This window comes from Bacillus sp. FSL W8-0116, from assembly GCF_038003825.1.
GTDB classification, from domain to species: domain Bacteria; phylum Bacillota; class Bacilli; order Bacillales; family DSM-4216; genus Bacillus_O; species Bacillus_O smithii.
On the sequence record NZ_JBBOPY010000001.1, the window covers coordinates 2,032,485 to 2,049,407 of the forward strand.

Genomic DNA, 16,923 nt, shown 5'->3' on the forward strand with positions numbered 1-16,923 from the left:
ACGGTAACTCAACTTTATACAAGTGCACAGCTATATTTATAGACTTACTTTCACAATTATTTTTTTCTTAAGCAGATTGAAAAGTTTTCGCTAACTAATTGAAGAAGCTACTGTACAAACATGCTCATGTTATGTCAAGAAAATAGACATGATAAACAGAGCGAAATAGCTGAACCTATGTAGCCACTCGTTTCTGATTAGCGTAGTAAGTAGCTTCAAATTGGCATGGTGATACGCTGAGCGATGAATGACTGTAAAAATATCAATATTGTCTGAGTCACAAAGCTCATACTATTATTTTCTTTGTATTCGGTTACCCAACGGTTGAAGGGGATGTTATAACCTGAATCCGTGACAAAACATCTTTACAATGGTCGCAAACCGTTGATACGATAAGGAAAAACGACGTTGACGATTCTTCATCAAGTAGGTGATGTGATGAAAGATTTCCCGATTCGGTTTGTATTGACAGATGAAGCGATTACCCCAAGTGCTGGGCTTGCTCTCGTTGGCTACTTACTCCATCGAACGAAACTGGATAAACGGGTAAACGCACTTCGGCTTCCAACGGTTCGTCGAGAAGTGCACATTTCCCATAGCGATGTCATTCGCTCGATGATTGGCTTGCTTGCCACAGGAAAAACGGATTTCGATCATATCGAAGCGTATCGTCAGGACGATATCTTTTCGGCATCGATGGGGATTCAGCACGTGCCTTCCTCTCCAACCTTGCGACAACGACTCGATCAGCTCGCTTGTCTTCCGATGACCGAAACGATTCTTTGGGAGGAGTCCATACGTCTGTTGATTCAACGACATGGTACAGCCTTTCATCGAAAACTTCCGCCATGTCCTCTATAGTCCATACGTCTGTTGATTCAACGACATGCCACTTTGTCCCCTTGTTGGACCAAAGGAAAGACGACATGGCTTCCCCTTGATATAGATGGTTCCCCATTTGACAACTCCGATACGAAAAAAGAAGGAGTCAGTCGAACGTATAAAGGATTTGACGGTTTTACACCGTTGTTTGCGTATGCAGGGAAGGAAGGGTATCTCGTTCATGCCGAGTTGCGTCCAGGGAAACAACATGTGCAAGACAACATGCCCTCGTTTTTAGTCACCGCTATCCGTCGAGCTCGTCAACTGACTTCATCTCGTCTGCTTGTTCGCATGGATGCAGGAAACGATGCAGAAGCGAATGTGCACGTATGCCTAAAGGAAGACGTGGACTTTGTCATCAAGCGAAACTTACGCCGAGAATCGAAAGCGCTTTGGTTCCAGATCGCTTCGCAAAAGGGCAAACGTGTCGATGATGGACAAAGCGAAGGAGTACAAACCTATGAGCTATGCCTTCCACAGAAGGCAGCGATCGATGGAAACACGTATACGTACGTTCAAGTCACCCAAGTGACGGAACGGACGATGGAACGCAATGGACAGCTGATGCTCGTTCCTGATTATGAAGTGGAAAGCTATTGGGTGCGGCTCAAAGGATACGAGCATGTTCGAATGAGCGATGTGCTCGCGTTGTATCATGACCATGCGACATGCGAACAGTTTCATAGCGAACTGAAGAGCGACTTAGATTTAGAGCGGCTTCCATCTGGGAAGATGAAAACGAATGCGCTCGTGTTGGTCATGGGAGCCTTCGTTTACAATCTTCTTCGTCTGATTGGACAAGATCTATTAAGCGATCCGAGACATCCGTTGCACCACAAAGTGAAACGCCGCCGCATCAAGACGATTATTCAGACGGTGATCACGATGGCAGGGCGACTCGTCCGTCGATCACGACAGATCTGGATGAAACGGACGCGAAGGAGTGGCTATAGCGAGCCCCTACTGAACGTCTATCAGAAATGGAGAGAGGCAAGATAACGAACGAATGTTCGGGAACTGATGTCCAACGTCACTCCCTGTGCTTTTTTATCTATTTTTTTGGTTCGTATACCTAAAAAAGAGATTTGTTCCATTTTCGGAAATAGAGATGACATAGGTCATAAGCATTAAAAAGGGTTTTATGGATTATCAATCCATCAAAATTACAACAAAATCAAAGTCGATTTCAATTCATCACGGATTCAGGTTTCTTTTCTAATTTGAAGATTATGTGAAAAATAAACAACATAGATAATACAGGTAAGACTACAAGTTAGAAAGGATGGAAGAATTAAATGGAATTAAGAATGACATACTCGAGTTGGCTTATTTTGTTCACTCTTATAGGTTTTGAAACAGTTCAATATCTTACTCAATATTTGCTTGAGGATATTATCGGCGGTAGGATTACTTCTTTGGTTATATCTGTGGTGTCAATTCTTGTGTCTTTTGGAATTCTCCAATATTTTTTAGTAAAACCGATTTCCCAGTTAATCGAACGGACGCAAGCTATTATAAATGGTGATGTAAGCCAAACGGTTCAAGTCGATGCAAAAGGCGATCTTGAAGTACTGGCTAGAACAATAAATAATATGACTGAAAGCTTACGAAATCTTATTATAAAGCTTCAAAACGATTCAAATGAATTAGCTAATTTCTCTAGTTCGTTATCTGAATCCGTAAATCTATCTATGAAAGCAACAGAAGAGTTATTTGCAGCTATCCAGCAGAGTTCCGCAAGTGTTCAAGAGCAAAGTGCTAATATTGAAGAAATTCAAGCAACGATTGAAGAGATAAACGCTGCTATTGAGGAAATCAATGCTTCCGCACAACAAGCGAATTCTGTTACGGATGCATCCCTAAAAACTTCACAAGAAGGTGTTGACGCAGTCGAGTATGTTGTTCAACGACTAACATTGGTTGCGTCCGACTCTGAAAAATTAAAAAATACGATTTCAAGACTCAGTGACGAGTCTAACGAAATTGAACAACTTGTGAGTGTAATTACGAATATTAGTGATCAAACCAATTTACTTGCATTAAATGCAGCGATTGAAGCCGCCCGTGCTGGTGAGTATGGGAAAGGTTTTACCGTTGTAGCCGAAGAAGTTAGAAAACTAGCCGAAGAAAGTGCAAAAGCTGCAAAAAATATTATTGAAATTGTTAGTCGAAATAAGAAGAGTACAGATGAAACCGTATCTGAAATCGATAAAGTTAGAGATGAAGTGATAGAGAGTCAAAATTTAGCTTATAAAGCAAAATCAGCACTCACCGTCATCATGTCTGTGACAGAAGAAATTAACGCAAATACTACAAATATTGCAGGTGCTGTGGAGCAGCAAGCTTCAGCAATAGAACAATTAAATCGTGCTATTGATTCCATCGCAAGTGCTGCTCAACAAATTTCGGCTGGAACACAAGAGTTAAATGCGACTGTTGAGGAACAAGTACATACTGCCCGAAATTTAGATGCATCATCAAGCGTACTCCAAGAAATGTCTAGAAATTTAGAAGAAGTTACAAAAGGATATGTTGTTACGAGTGATGCTGAAAACAAATAGATCGTAAAATAGCCCTTTGCTTGGAGCCCTCGTCAAATGAAAGTGGACAAATGGTATGTCAACACTAAACATTGGAAAAAGGACATTTCCAAAGAGACCCTTATTTTTATCCGAAAGCAAACCCGGAATTCGTCCAAGGTCAACAATTTTTAGATGGCTTTTTTGGTGACAAACGTCCATTAGCCTCGACTGAAATAATCGCTTTATCACTGAATATGAAAAAGAAAATTTTAGAAAAGTCTCTGTCTATGGGATTTAGCTAGGTTACTCAGTCAGAAGAAGTTAGGATATTTTTAAAATCAGCACAAAAAACTTCAGATGAACAAATTCAATCATTGGGTAAAATATTACACCAAGATAATTTACCTATACCGATGTCTTGGGAATCAGAAGTCACCGATTCTACAGATTCTCCATTTTCGGATAAATTAATGTTGCATCACATTGGTTTCTTATTACAAACAGCTCAATCCTACCATGGAGCAGGACTTGCTTCAGCCATGCGATTAGACCTTGCAATGGCTTATGAAAAAATCATTTTGAAAAACCTAACAGTTACAAAAGAATGGTTCAACTTAATGACCAAAAATAAGTGGTTAGAGGAACCACCACTTGCTCCAAATAGAAAAGAAATTGCAAAAGATAAATAAAACTTTAATTGCCCACGCAAACAGCATAGGGCATTTTTTCAACTCATTTTTTTATGAACTAAACCTATAGTTTAAGTGTAAATCTTCGCAATCTTACTTCTATCTTAACATATATATCCAATTTAGCTCCTGTAAAAAAGGGATGATGTATAAAATTTTGTGTAAAGCATTTTGCTAGAACAAAAGAAAAAAGGTAGGGTATTCTCTGATTGGACCAAAAATCTTAGAGAAAGGAGTACCCTACCTATGTCTAAAAGAAGTATACCGAATGTCGACTGGGCAAATCAACTGGAAAGTGTCATTCGTCAGTTTGTAAAGGAAAAATTAGAACTGATCATGCGGGAAGAAATCAAGAATTTCCTCGAAATAGAGCAGGCCGGAACATCGAATATGAGAAACGGCTACTATCAACGAAATCTAGATACGCAATATGGCCGGATTGAAGGTCTTTTGGTCCCTAGAGACCGAAACGGAGAATTTCAAACCCAATTGTTCGCTCCTTACCAACGCCATACGGGCTGGCTCGAGGAAGCCATCATCAAGATGTATCAAAGTGGTATGAGTACGCGTGAAATTGGCAAGTTTATTGAACGAATTTTAGGCAAGGCCTATTCTCCTTCAACGATCAGTCGTATGACCGATATCGTGAAAGAAGACATTGAGAAATGGCACAAACGTCCCCTGCACAAACGTTATTCTGTCTTATATTTAGACGGCTTGTATGTAAAACTTCGTCGCGATACCGTGGAGAAAGAAGTGGTTTATGTGGTGTTAGGGGTGAACGAAGAAGGATATCGCGAAATTCTTGATTTCTTTGTGGGAGGACAAGAAAGCGCCTATGTATGGCAGGAAATTCTTCAACACCTCTACCAAAGAGGCGTACAGGAAGTGCTTCTGGGCGTATTTGATGGCCTTCCGGGGCTAGAGGAAGCCTTTAAGGCTGTTTATCCGAAAGCCGATGTGCAGCGCTGTGTCGTTCACAAAGTCCGCAACACCCTAAATCGTGTTCGGAAAAAAGACCAATTCGAAGTGGCCGAGGATCTCAAGCTGATTTATCGTGCGCCGAATAAGGAGATGGCGTTACAAATGTTTCAACAGTTTGAGTCGAAATGGTCCAGCAAATATCCAAGAGAAGTTCAATCTTGGGCCAATGAGTTGGATGTCCTCCTTACATTTATGGATTATCCAAGCAGTATTCGAAGTGTGATTTACACGACCAATGCCATTGAACGAACGATCAAAGAGATTCGGAAACGTCTAAAGCCGATGAACAGTTTGAGTAGTTTAGAAGCCGCTGAAAAAATCGTGTATTTGACGATTCAAGATTTTAACGAGAAATGGGCAGGAAGAAAGTTACGAGGATTTGCCGAAGCGCATGAAGCTCTTCAACGAATGTTTGAAGAACGTTATTGTTAACCAAATATTGTAAATAAACAAAATAAGGGGATTCTCCCTTTCCACACAAGAGACTGAATATTCAGTCTCTTGTGTGGAGAAAATCAGTCCCCTATCAATTCAAATCCATTTCAGAGAAACCCTACCCCATTTACATTACACAAAATTCTTGACGGTACCTTTTTTACCATCGCTGTCGAAAATCCTCCCACCCCTAATTCCTGCGGCATTCAATGCTATTTTTAGGTTAACGATTGGATCAATGTTCACCGCTACATTGCCCATTGTACCACTCAAGAACCACAATTAAATTAAAGATTATTCTTGAGTCAAGTAATTAAAATGTTTATCAGTGATATATGTTAGATCAATGTCAAAATTCATCTTATCTAAGATAGGTTTAATATACTCTATTAAATGTGTGCCAGCCTCAAAATTATCAGGGAATTTACTAATATAAAAAGAATTATTATTATCACAATTTGGCTTATGTTCAACTAACCCTTCGATTACCTCAGCAATTTGGTCCACAATATTTTCTTCTAATTTTTTTTCTGAAATTATTACCGTGTGGATATAATTCTCCGCGCCTTCAAATGAATCCTCATCCTCTATTTCCTTTAAAATAGGAAAATCATCTAAAACACTAGGTCTTCTGTAATCTAAAATCAATAGCATACAGACAGTTTCATTATCTTGATTATCTAAACGAAACAACTCTAGGTCTCGCAATTTCAACATTCTTACCAATTTGAACATTAATATCACCTCTTTAACTTTGAATTCCCTTTTTCATTGCTATCTTTTCAAAGTAATTAAACATAATTAATCCGATTATAAAGTATACCAAAGAATTTAAAAGAACTATACTTAATGAACTAATAGGAAAATCCGATATTTTATATTCATTTAAGATTATATCCCAAATTAATCCTTTCGCATATGAAAAAGGAATAAAAATGTTTTCATTTTGTTTAAACAATAAATAAATAAATAAATCCAACCTTAAATAAACTTATTATTGCTTTAATATCTTTAAATACAAGAGATAGACTTGAAAAAGCTATTCCTATGCCATACAAACCAATAAGTCCAGTAAAAGTAACTCCAATTAAAGATGCTAAATTTATGTTAATCTTCAATAAAATTACTATAAAAACAAGCATTATAAATACTGTAGCAGTTGTTTTGAAGCAATGAATTAAAGATCTAATTATCACAAACGTTACTAATTTATTATGAGATAATAAAAAATGATTTATTGTACCATTGTTAGCTTCAAGATAAACAATATTACTTGTAAATGAAAAAGAAGAAATTAAAATAACAAACAGTAAATAAAAAATAGATGATAAGGCAATTTTTTGATAAATCCTGTATCAATAAAAGGTTACTATAAAGTTGCTGTAGAGAAAATAATTTTTACCGAAAGCGAATATTTATCATCTATGTTTCGAAATAACGATATATATAAATTGAAATAAAGGTTTTCTCCCATTCCACGGCGAATAAATACAAAGAGAAAATAGGGGAACGGAGAGAAAATATGATGCCAAATCACAAAGACGAGATCGAAAAGTTGTCCACTGCCATGAAAGAAGCAAAAAGTAAACGAGCATATGAACGCTACCAAGCGATTTATCTTCATTTGCAGGGATATACCAAAGGAGAAATCGCAACGATTATTGGTCGATCCAAGAAAACTATTTATAACTATATTCATGCCTACGCCCAGCGCGGTCTTGATGGACTGGAGATGAAATACTCACCTGGCGCCCCACGTCGATTGACCCCTGAGCAGGAAAAAGAGCTGGCTTTGATCATTGAACATCAGCTCCCCGTAGATGTGGGATTCGAAGCAAAATATAATTGGACGCTTGCGATAATCGCTGAACTCATTCAACAAAAGTGGGGGCCAACATACACGCTTCGCGGAACAAGTGACATTCTGCATCGGTTAGGGCTAAGCTATACGAAACCGACCTATACACTAGCCAATGCCGATGAAGAGAAACAAAAAGAATTCGTCGAAATCACCTTCCCTGAAGTAAAAAAAAACTGGTAGATGGGAACATCGCCCATGTCCTCTTTCAAGATGAGTCGATGATTCGTGATTACCAAGCGATTCAAAAAACATGGTTTGTCAAAGGAAAACAACGAATCATTCCGACGTTTGGAAAACATCAAGGGCTGAAGCTGATTGGCACGTTGAACTACGAAACAGGGGAAGTGTTTTGCATCGAAGAAGAATGCTATGACGCGGAAACATTTCTTCGATTTCTTCAACTTGTGTTAGAACGCTATCCCACAGGCAAAATAGTGATGATTTTAGATAACGCTCGAATTCACCATGCCAAACTCATTCAGCCATTTTTAAAAGAACACGAAGATCGGTTAGAGCTCGTCTTTTTGCCACCATACAGTCCGCAATTGAACTTGATTGAAGGGCTATGGAAATGGCTGAAATCAGACGTGATTTACAACGTGTTCTATTCGAGTGTGCAAGAAATTAGAAAGAATGTCCAAGCCTTTATTCAGCGAATCAACCAGAAACCAGAACAAACGATCGATCGTTTGTGTGTTCAGTTGTAAATCTTTAATTCAACTTATATAGATCTACTTTTAAATGGTCGTAAAAGAAGCGCCCTCTCCACAGTCATTAAAATAAGAGAGGGCTTTCTTTTTATTCCCATATTGAATCAATAATACCAATCATCGATCAATGGTATTGGAAGTCAAACGAGAGAAATACATAAACAGCCGAAAGTTTTGATGCTTTTGTTTTCATCACTATGAAAATAGAGGAAAATTGATTCATATTCCATGAACAAACTGAAAATCAAACTAGTTCTTATTTAGAGACCGGAATCGGACAAAAGCAATCAATCCATTCGGTTAATAATTTTTGCAATTCATTTACACCGATGAGGAGGTCTGATTCTTCTTGATCGTCAGGGAAGAGCTGCAAAAAATAGCCATAATCCGTATTAAATAATACTTCTTTATAATCGTCGCCGGGATATATACAAACAACTTCTTTGACAATATTGAATTTTATTTTTCCTTTGTCATCGGTATATTTAATTCCTCTATAATCGTCCATTTGCTCCATCGTGGAGGTGGAACCATACTCCTGGAATATATTGTATAATGGACGGTATTTGACTTCCAGAACAAATGAAGATTGGAAGATCTTTTGATGATCTTGCATTTTATATAAATCAACTTTAATATCAGGCTTTTTTCGGAATTTTGTACTGAAAAAATGCTTGTTTTTCTCAATGGCTAATCGTGAATTATATTCCAGTTCCTCGTTATAAATGACTTCAATCAAACAACGGCGTTCCTCGTTTTCGAGAGTAATCTTTGTTCCGTCATCTAATCCGTCTTTATATAATGACAGCTTTAATTGCTCCTTTAAATCATAATCAGCAGGAAAATGAAAATTTAAATATTGCAGACTTTCAATGACAACAAAGTAAACAAAATACTCATACAACAAATACGTAGGTTTATAGGCTGGAATGATCCATTCCTCTGTGTGAGCTGGATTTGACTGTTGTTTTAATTGTTGCATGATATGATCAAATAACAAGTAACTTTTTTTATGAATTTTTGTTTTTCTTTTTACTTGGTGGTGGCAAATCGATTTCCAAAACGAATGCTCTAAAACGGCTTGTAATCGATTACTCGATTTTTTCACCCTTTCCATCAAGTTTAATAACTGTTTTTCCTCGATCCGATATTGTTGCAACTTTCTTTCCAGCCGATGATAGGTGTTTTCGATTTTTTTCTTATGTGAATAGGTGATCGTGTTTCGATTCGAAATGCTATTTATTTCTGTTTTTATTTGGTTTAAATCTTGTAATGTGTTCTCTATTTTTTGTTTTTGTTTGGATAAATAAGGATTCAATTCGTTTTTCCCTTCTGTTAACCGTTTTAGTAATTCATGTATTTTCGTTTTTACCATTCGATTATTGTCCGTATCCACAGATGTGATATATTTACGGTTTAAATATTTAGACTGTTTGAAAAGAAAGCCTTTGGAACTATTTTGCCATTTAATGCTGGTTGAATCGAGATGTTTAGGGATATTCTCGACCACGTAATCATAGATGATGGTTGATTCGCTTTCCTTTTGAATGCTGTCAAGGGAGGCAAATAATTTTTTCTCCGCTTTCTCATACCATTTATAAAAAGAAACAAAATGACTCTTGTCAAAGATCGATTGCTCTCCTAATCCATGATTAAAATTCATTATATCTTCAGTAATCCCTTGGATTTTTTCATTTAATAAATTGTGAATTTTTTTTAACTGGATTTTCGTGACATTTTTTGGTGTGATCGAAAAAGCACCATAATAGCTTTGTGAATGATAGCGAATTTCAAAAATATAAGTTCCACACCGCCATGGATAAACGGTATTTTCGTTTTCTTGATATAACACTTTTTGGTTGTTTAGATTATTTAAAATGAAAACATCATAAAAATCTTTTTCGTCTTCTCCGAATATTTTGTTCCAAATGACTTCTATTTCGATATCATTTCCTTCACTATTTAACACCACTGCTAGCTTTTTATATTCCTCAATTTCATATACATAGTTCATAACATTTTTGATGTCTGAAACTAAATGGCCGATCGGTTGCTTGTGATTTCCTATTTCTAAGTGCAGATGAAACGGTAAGCGATGTTTTTTATCTATTACCATACAATTATTGAACGTATCCATATAGCATCAACTCTTTAGCTTTCTGTTTAATAAACTTAATTGAATTGGTGAAATTTGATACTTTTTGTCCGGTTTCTGACATGAAGATTTTAACTAATGCTCCTTCTTCATACTGATTTTCATCCACATATGTTCCTACTAGCGGACCTACAAATGTTTCAATTCCTTTGATTTTCGATAAAATTCGTTGGACGACTTGAAAATCGAAAGCTTCCTCTCTTGATATCATGGCTTCTCCCTCTTCATTAACGGGGACATTGGCAATAAACCTTGCAATTCCGTTGACCGTTCTAAACGAAACACCTTTCTGTTTGTCATAGGTTTGAAGCAATTCATGAATTTGATCAAGCAAGGTTAATTCATCTGTTGATAATAGATTTAACAAATCATCATCTAAGCTGGAATTTTTCAAAAACGCTTTATGAATCACGTTTAAAGGTTCAACTTCTTTTACTTTTTGATATTTTTTATAATCATTTTTTATTCCGATAAAGCTTCTTTTTCTCGGATAAATGACGTTCGCACGATCTAATAGACGGTCTGAAAAATCTGTGGTCGTTTCATCAAAATTAACCGTTCCAACAAAAATAATGTTGTTATGAATTTTGATTTTGGATTTGTAATGGCCATTAATGCAACGATCTTGATCACTAAAGAGTGTTAAATACCTTTCTTCCTCATTTAATTCTAATAGGGATATAAAAGGACTAAACCAGTGTTCGACTTGTGATAAGTTCATTTCATCAAATATCACCATATGAATGCGATCCGGATGTTTTTCTGCTTCTAATAATAAACTGACTAGCCCAGTTTCGCTTTCATGATAAACACCTGTTGAAGGATTTAAAAAACCTAGTACGTCATTTGGTTCTTTATATGACGGAGAAACAGGAATGATCAACATTCTTTTTCCAAGCTCAAGACCTAACGTTTCTCCATAAATTTTGGCTAGCTGCGTTTTTCCTGTCCCGGACATTCCGCCAATAATCGTTAGCATGTTTGTTTTTACACTGACATGGAAGGAGATCATATCTTTTTCATCGTAAAACAATCGATATTGGTTTTGAGCTTTTTCAATAAACCGCTGCAAAAATTCATATTCTTCTTTATTAAACGTACGCTTTACATTTTGGTCTGTAAAATGATCTTCAATTTCCTGTTCAATTCCTTCTTCCGGTTCGGAATATGAAAATTGCTCAATTAAGCTTATCCCTTCTTTATAGACTTTATCTTGTAAATTCGACAATTCCTTGTTTTCGATAAAATATAAATCATTGTCAATTCTAGCGTGAACGATTTCTGCAAATTCATCTTCTATTTCAATAAAACGGACATCCACTCCATCTTTTTGTGAATACGTTGTCGGATTGTTCGATTTATTGAATGATACTTGATATAAAGTACCTTCATAATAAATAAACTTAGGAGAATCGAAGATATTAGGATAAGAATTGAGCGTAATCGGATATCCTTTTTTCACCAATTTCATTTCTAAATCTTTTTTCGTTTCTTCCACCTTTAATTGCGGACCAGGGATTAACGCATACTTGCTTTTTGGCTCGATATTTTCCACTTTCACAATATCTACATAAACAAACTCCGGCTTAGGATCCAGCTTAAATACAAGGAGCTTTCCTTCCAATAACTCTCTGACTTTCTCAAGCCTTTCATAAAACATAAGATGATCGTAGTCGATCAACTCGTTAAATAATTTTCTATTTTGCCTGCTGCGAGTATTCCCTGTTAAAATTTTGTTTTGAAACGAAAAATGTTTTGAAACTTCTTCAGGGATAGGTGATAAACATTTAATATAAAATTGGATATCTTCATTATATTCATCTTTATATTTCAATGCTTCATCCAGCAATGTTCCTGCTATTTCGCTCTCTGAAACCAATCGTCCGACAAAATATGCATCCTTTAATTTTCGTTCAACTTCTGGATTCATTCTAGTTAACAACCTCATAGCGCAATTCCCCTTCTAAATATGAAATGATTGAACGGATAATGTTTTGTGTTCCTTGGCTTACCAATCGATATTGGATTTTATGATGCTCTTTTAATAGCTTTTCAATTTTAAATATATCCTTCGTTGAAATACCGTCTGTTACGATAAATACAAGTTCTTTTTCGATCATTTTTAACTGTTCTGAAAAATGATCGATTGAAGAAAAGTAGCAAACGCGTTCTTTCCCAATCAGCGTTTCTATAATTTCATCGTTTTTTGACAAAAACACTTTAATGTCTTCTCTGATTAATTGAAAAGGTTGGACTCTATTGTTTGATTCTTCTTGAATGGAATACATTTTCTCCATTTGTTTATGCAATTGTTCAATTTCTTTTTTATACTGATGCTCAGAAATTTCTTTTTCTTTTATGATTTTTTGCAGAACCAGTTCTTTGTTTGTCACTTCTTTTGCGAGTTGTTCACGTTCTGTCTTCATAGCCTTCATTTCATTTTTTATCATTGTTAGTTGTTTGTTTAACCTTTCATTCATATCTTTTAATTGCTGAATTTTGTTATCTTGTAATTTCATTGAGCGTTCATTGCGGTCCAATTCCTCCTCCCATTTTTCGATCAGTTTTTGAATGAATAAAATGCATATATGTAAATAACTTTCTTGATTTAACTGATCAATATCTATACCGTGAAATGTATCTTTCTCCATTTCTTTTAATACTTTAAAAAATGGATAAACGACTGATTTCGTATCGCTACTATCTAAAAAAACTTGCTCTATATTCGGGAAAATTGTGGAAAGCCTTTCCTCCAAATCATTCATGGAAAGAGCAGCAAGAGCTTTTAACTCTTTTTTTATATCTTTTTCCCCTAACAAAGCTTCAGCTAAATTACTCTTTTCTGATAGACTTTTTATGATTGTATCCTTTTCATTTTTATACAGAGCAGGGAAATAATAAGTAAGTAATATTAGTTTGATAGGGGGCTCGATTTCCTTGTCATTTTCCAATTTATATAGAAATTCTTCTTGCGGAAGCCCGCTATATTCATTTTCTGTGGCTTCGATCACACTTGTGAATAATATTTTGGCATTATTTACTTTTTGCAACTTTTTTTTTAAATGGTTTCTTAGTACTACTTCAGGGATTGTTTTGACTTTGCTGCTAGAAAAACCGGGAACCTTTAATTTTACCATTTTTGTCGTTTCTAATAAAATTTTTTTTGACATTAACTCGATCACTTGTTCAACAAAAGAGCTCTCATACATTTCCTTTGGAAGTTGTTTCATTGTATTCGCCCCTTCATATCCTTTGTATAAAGATTTCAATACCTTCAATATCTGCTTTTTTGACAATAATTATCAAGTTTCTCATAAATTCATCTAATACCTCCATTTTTTACATATAATTATAGCATTTTTAAGCGTTCACCATCCAAAGTTTGTCGAAAACCTTGTCATGGTATAACCCATTTTAGCTAAAAATGACATTTCCTTCCAACAAGAAATTTAAAAGCAAGAAAACAGTTTTATGGAAGTGTAGTAAAAGGGCTCTTTGCGCTATAATAAGAAAAATTCATTAGTTTAAATTCTTTGTATAATGATTGTGGCCATAAGCTTTTTTTATTTGAAATGTTCACGCTTTTAGGTGTATCCATTTTTTTGAAAAAACGAAACTGAATGTCCGGAATATATGGACAAAAAACCGATATTAGTGACATATTTTGCAATGGGGAAAACAGGGTCATTAATTGAATACGAAAAAGGAGTGAGATTCCATGAACTTTCAAGATCAAGTGGTAGTTGTTACAGGAGCAGGGAGCGGAATCGGCAAAACCATCGCAGAACAATATGCGAAAAAAGGGGCAAAAGTGGTCATCGCTGAGCTGAATGCAGAGACAGGAAATGAAGTTGCCAGACAAATCAAAACGCAAGGAGGAGAAGCGGTTTCTATTCAAACCGATGTGCGTGAACCGAATGATATTATCCACTTATTTCAGAAAACCAATGAAATGTACGGCAAGGTGAATATTTTAATTAATAATGCCGGAGTTTCTCGATGGAAAGATCCGCTAGAGCTGACAGTGGAAGAGTGGGAAGATATCATCCATACGAATTTGAGGAGTGTCTTTCTCTGTTCACGTGAAGCGGCAAAATATATGAAAAAGAATGAAAATGGCGGTGCGATTGTGAATATGGCTTCGACTCGCGCCTTTATGTCGGAGCCTCACTCAGAAGCTTATGCGGCGACGAAAGGTGGAATCGTTGCATTATCTCATGCGTTGGCTGTTTCATTTAGCCCTTATCATATTCGTGTCAATTCCATAAGTCCGGGTTGGATTGAAACGAAAAATTACGAGAATTTGAACGAAATCGATCACTCTCAACATCCTGCGGGGCGAGTAGGCCGACCGATTGACATTGCGAAAGGCTGTTTTTATTTAACCGATCCTGAGAATGATTTTATTACTGGACAAAACATTGTTATAGACGGTGGCATGACGATCAAAATGATCTATGAAGAATGAAGTGTGGGTTTTATTTAGAATATAGGTGCTTATGGACACAGCAATAGAATATGGAGAGAAGGGCGCCCCGAAAGTGGAAAGATGGGGCACCCTCTTCATTTTTAGATCAATTATTTTGCAGAATGATTGGCCTTTACGAGATAAGCACAAACCCGCATTTTATCCGCCCTCATAGTTTCTTTTGTCCAATCAAACTGTAAAATATTCGCTTTTATAACTTCAATCGGGTAAAATGAAACCATTTTCCAGTATATTCGTAGAAATACAAGAAGAGAAAGGAGAATGGAAATGGGATCAATCATATTGTTATCCATTATCATTGCTTTTGGTACAGCGGTGCTTGTTGTACCGATGACGGGGGGAAATAAAAAAGGAAAGGCATACATAACGGGGAAAGGGAAGTTCTTTATAAGCATCGTCGCGGTTGTTTTTATCGTGGCCGTTATCGTGTATTATGTGACGAACATCGACCGCAACTGGACGGCTTTATGGCCGTTATTCATGATAACGACTTTATTCGGGTTTTTCTTGGCGGATGGGAAAGAACGGCTCATCAAAGGGGTTCTTTTTTTAGGAAGTTTAATCGTGGCTGTCTATATGCTTTCAGCGCCATTATGGAATGCGAATGAAAAATATAAAGTTGCCAAAATGGATCAAAAAGTAGATATAGAACCATTTGATGAAAAAGAGAAGCCAGCCAGTGTTCCGCCTAAATTTGCGCGGAATAAAATGAAAAAAGCGTTTGGGCAAGTTCCGAATGCGAGCTATTATGAGCTGGGAAATTTGCAAATTCAAAAAGTAAAGGGCGAATATGTATATATCGCACCGGTAGAGTTTTCTGGTTTTTTTAAATGGTGGAAAGGGAAAGTGACCCCCGGCTACTTTATGATGAGTGCGACCAATGCAGACGATAATCCGAAATTTGTAAACAGAGAAATGGCGTACACACCATCTTCTTTCTTCCAAAAAAATGTAGAACGGCATATGCGCTTAAAATACCCGACGAAAATTTTTTATGGCGACCCGCAGTTAGAAATTGACGATGAGGGAAAACCTTATTACATTCGTACGTACGGGCATTTTATCTCAGCACGGAATGGTTTTCAAACAACAGGAGTCGTTGTCGTCGATCCGGCAACGGGTGATACAAAATCTTATTCTTTGAAGAAAGTGCCGGCTTTTATAGATGGCGCAGTATCTCCTGAGGCTGTCAGTTTGCAAAATCGTTATTTTGGTAAATACGTTCATGGTTTTTGGAACAGTATTTTCGGAAAAAGAGATGTCAAATTACCAACTGATGAAGGAACCGAAGCCAATGTAAGTCCTGTTTTTGATGATCATGGAAATATGTACTACTTTACCGATTTCACGAGTCCTAAAAAAGATGTTGACTCCATGCTCGGCTATTCATTGACCAATGGCAGAACGGGAAAAGCGACGTATTATACAGGGAACTTACAGGAATCGTATATGGATTCACAAGGAGATTTGCAAATTATCGAGAAAAAATTTATTGAGAAAAAATGGAAAGGTTCGATGCCGATTCTTTATAATTTTTACGGTGAAGCAAGTTGGTTAACACCTGTGCTAGATTCGAACGGCTTTTTGCAAAAATATTTCATCGTCTCTGCTGCCAACCCTGAAGTATCTGTATACGCAGACACACCAAATGAAGCACTAAAAATGTACAAAACGGCTCTTCAACGCAGCGACAGCACCGTAAACGGCAGTTCAAAAGCAGATGCTAAAACCGTTGCTGGCACGGTTGTACGTGTATTTAAAGAAAGAGTGGGTGATTATACGAACGTATCATTCTTATTGAACAATAAAGAGAATTTTGTTGTCAGCTCAGAACTTGTTCCGCTCGCTATTTACTTGCAGCCGGGAGATCGAGTAAATGTGAAATATTTAAATACGGGAGAACTATTTTTGCCAGTAAAAGAGATGACGATTAAAGGTCTCGAAAAATAAGGAAAAGTGTTTTTGTTCTCTGGGAGATAGAGTTACAGCTTGCCGCTTCCCTTTGATGATTAGATGTTTGTGGAGCTCAAACAGATCAAGTCTGAAATCGAGGGAGCGGCAAGTTTTTATTTGAGCATTTTGCATATTTTTTGACCCAAGAGCCATAAGGATTTCAAAGACACAAAAAAGGACTTCACCCCTAAAATGTAGAATTTTTGAAGTGACGAAAGCACAAAAATTCAAAAGGAGGAAGTC

General features: G+C 36.5%; 8 protein-coding genes and 4 pseudogenes. 8 read left to right on the forward strand and 4 right to left on the reverse strand.

Going from position 1 to position 16,923, the window contains the following annotated elements; genetic code table 11:
• The first annotated feature begins 438 nt into the window (after nucleotides 1–438).
• The 5 genes and pseudogenes from N1I86_RS09715 (at nucleotide 439) to N1I86_RS09730 (ending at nucleotide 5,509) form a co-directional block, all read left to right on the forward strand.
• Nucleotides 439–1,881, forward strand: a pseudogene (locus N1I86_RS09715) (IS1380 family transposase).
• A 308-nt stretch (nucleotides 1,882–2,189) separates the two neighbouring features.
• Nucleotides 2,190–2,480 (forward strand): annotated as a pseudogene (locus tag N1I86_RS16745) (HAMP domain-containing protein); the annotation flags it as partial.
• A gap of 402 nt (nucleotides 2,481–2,882) precedes the next feature.
• Nucleotides 2,883–3,443: pseudogene (locus tag N1I86_RS16750) on the forward strand (methyl-accepting chemotaxis protein); the annotation flags it as partial.
• A 71-nt stretch (nucleotides 3,444–3,514) separates the two neighbouring features.
• Nucleotides 3,515–4,093, forward strand: a pseudogene (locus N1I86_RS09725) (DUF3231 family protein); the annotation flags it as partial.
• 246 nt (nucleotides 4,094–4,339) lie between these two features.
• Nucleotides 4,340–5,509: an IS256 family transposase gene (locus N1I86_RS09730; RefSeq protein ID WP_341095507.1), complete on the forward strand. Its 1,170-nt coding sequence runs from the start codon at nucleotides 4,340–4,342 to the stop codon at nucleotides 5,507–5,509.
• 297 nt (nucleotides 5,510–5,806) lie between these two features.
• On the opposite strand, the gene N1I86_RS09735 is transcribed toward N1I86_RS09730, so the two are convergent.
• Nucleotides 5,807–6,247, reverse strand: a complete 441-nt coding sequence (locus tag N1I86_RS09735) for a hypothetical protein (RefSeq protein ID WP_003354865.1) — start codon at nucleotides 6,245–6,247, stop codon at nucleotides 5,807–5,809.
• Nucleotides 6,248–7,034: 787 nt separating this feature from the next.
• Between N1I86_RS09735 and N1I86_RS09740 the strand changes: the two genes are divergently transcribed.
• Nucleotides 7,035–8,080 (forward strand): IS630-like element ISBs2 family transposase gene (locus N1I86_RS09740; RefSeq protein WP_076611651.1). Its coding sequence is split into 2 segments (ribosomal slippage): nucleotides 7,035–7,538 and nucleotides 7,541–8,080, totalling 1,044 coding nucleotides; the frame shifts between segments, so codons are not numbered across the junction.
• 259 nt (nucleotides 8,081–8,339) lie between these two features.
• Here N1I86_RS09740 and N1I86_RS09745 read toward each other — a convergent pair.
• Genes N1I86_RS09745 through N1I86_RS09755 form a run of 3 tightly spaced genes read right to left on the reverse strand, consistent with a single transcriptional unit; the run spans nucleotide 8,340 to nucleotide 13,468 of the window.
• Nucleotides 8,340–10,220, reverse strand: coding sequence for a hypothetical protein (locus N1I86_RS09745; protein WP_340397530.1), 1,881 nt, complete (start codon nucleotides 10,218–10,220; stop codon nucleotides 8,340–8,342).
• Nucleotides 10,204–12,186 carry a hypothetical protein gene (locus N1I86_RS09750; RefSeq protein WP_341096067.1) on the reverse strand — a complete coding sequence of 661 codons (1,983 nt, stop codon included), beginning with the start codon at nucleotides 12,184–12,186 and terminating at the stop codon, nucleotides 10,204–10,206. The genes N1I86_RS09745 and N1I86_RS09750 overlap by 17 nt, the downstream gene beginning before the upstream one ends.
• Nucleotides 12,170–13,468 (reverse strand): hypothetical protein, encoded by a 1,299-nt coding sequence (locus tag N1I86_RS09755; protein WP_340397533.1) that lies wholly within the window; start codon nucleotides 13,466–13,468, stop codon nucleotides 12,170–12,172. Before N1I86_RS09755 ends, N1I86_RS09750 begins: the two co-directional genes overlap by 17 nt.
• 488 nt (nucleotides 13,469–13,956) lie before the next feature.
• On the opposite strand from N1I86_RS09755, the gene N1I86_RS09760 reads away from it, so the two are divergent.
• Entirely contained in the window at nucleotides 13,957–14,706 is a 750-nt protein-coding gene (locus tag N1I86_RS09760) for an SDR family NAD(P)-dependent oxidoreductase (protein ID WP_341096069.1), read from the forward strand.
• Between the two features lie 288 nt (nucleotides 14,707–14,994).
• Nucleotides 14,995–16,677, forward strand: coding sequence for a hypothetical protein (locus tag N1I86_RS09765; RefSeq protein WP_341096070.1), 1,683 nt, complete (start codon nucleotides 14,995–14,997; stop codon nucleotides 16,675–16,677).
• Nucleotides 16,678–16,923: the final 246 nt, after the last annotated feature.

Bases quoted from the DNA above. Each gene is read 5' to 3' on its own strand.
- N1I86_RS09730 (WP_341095507.1), top strand. From the start codon at position 4,340: ATGTCTAAAAGAAGTATACCGAATGTCGACTGGGCAAATCAACTGGAA.
- N1I86_RS09735 (WP_003354865.1), bottom strand. From the start codon at position 6,247: ATGTTCAAATTGGTAAGAATGTTGAAATTGCGAGACCTAGAGTTGTTT.
- N1I86_RS09745 (WP_340397530.1), bottom strand. From the start codon at position 10,220: ATGGATACGTTCAATAATTGTATGGTAATAGATAAAAAACATCGCTTA.
- N1I86_RS09750 (WP_341096067.1), bottom strand. From the start codon at position 12,186: ATGAGGTTGTTAACTAGAATGAATCCAGAAGTTGAACGAAAATTAAAG.
- N1I86_RS09755 (WP_340397533.1), bottom strand. From the start codon at position 13,468: ATGAAACAACTTCCAAAGGAAATGTATGAGAGCTCTTTTGTTGAACAA.
- N1I86_RS09760 (WP_341096069.1), top strand. From the start codon at position 13,957: ATGAACTTTCAAGATCAAGTGGTAGTTGTTACAGGAGCAGGGAGCGGA.
- N1I86_RS09765 (WP_341096070.1), top strand. From the start codon at position 14,995: ATGGGATCAATCATATTGTTATCCATTATCATTGCTTTTGGTACAGCG.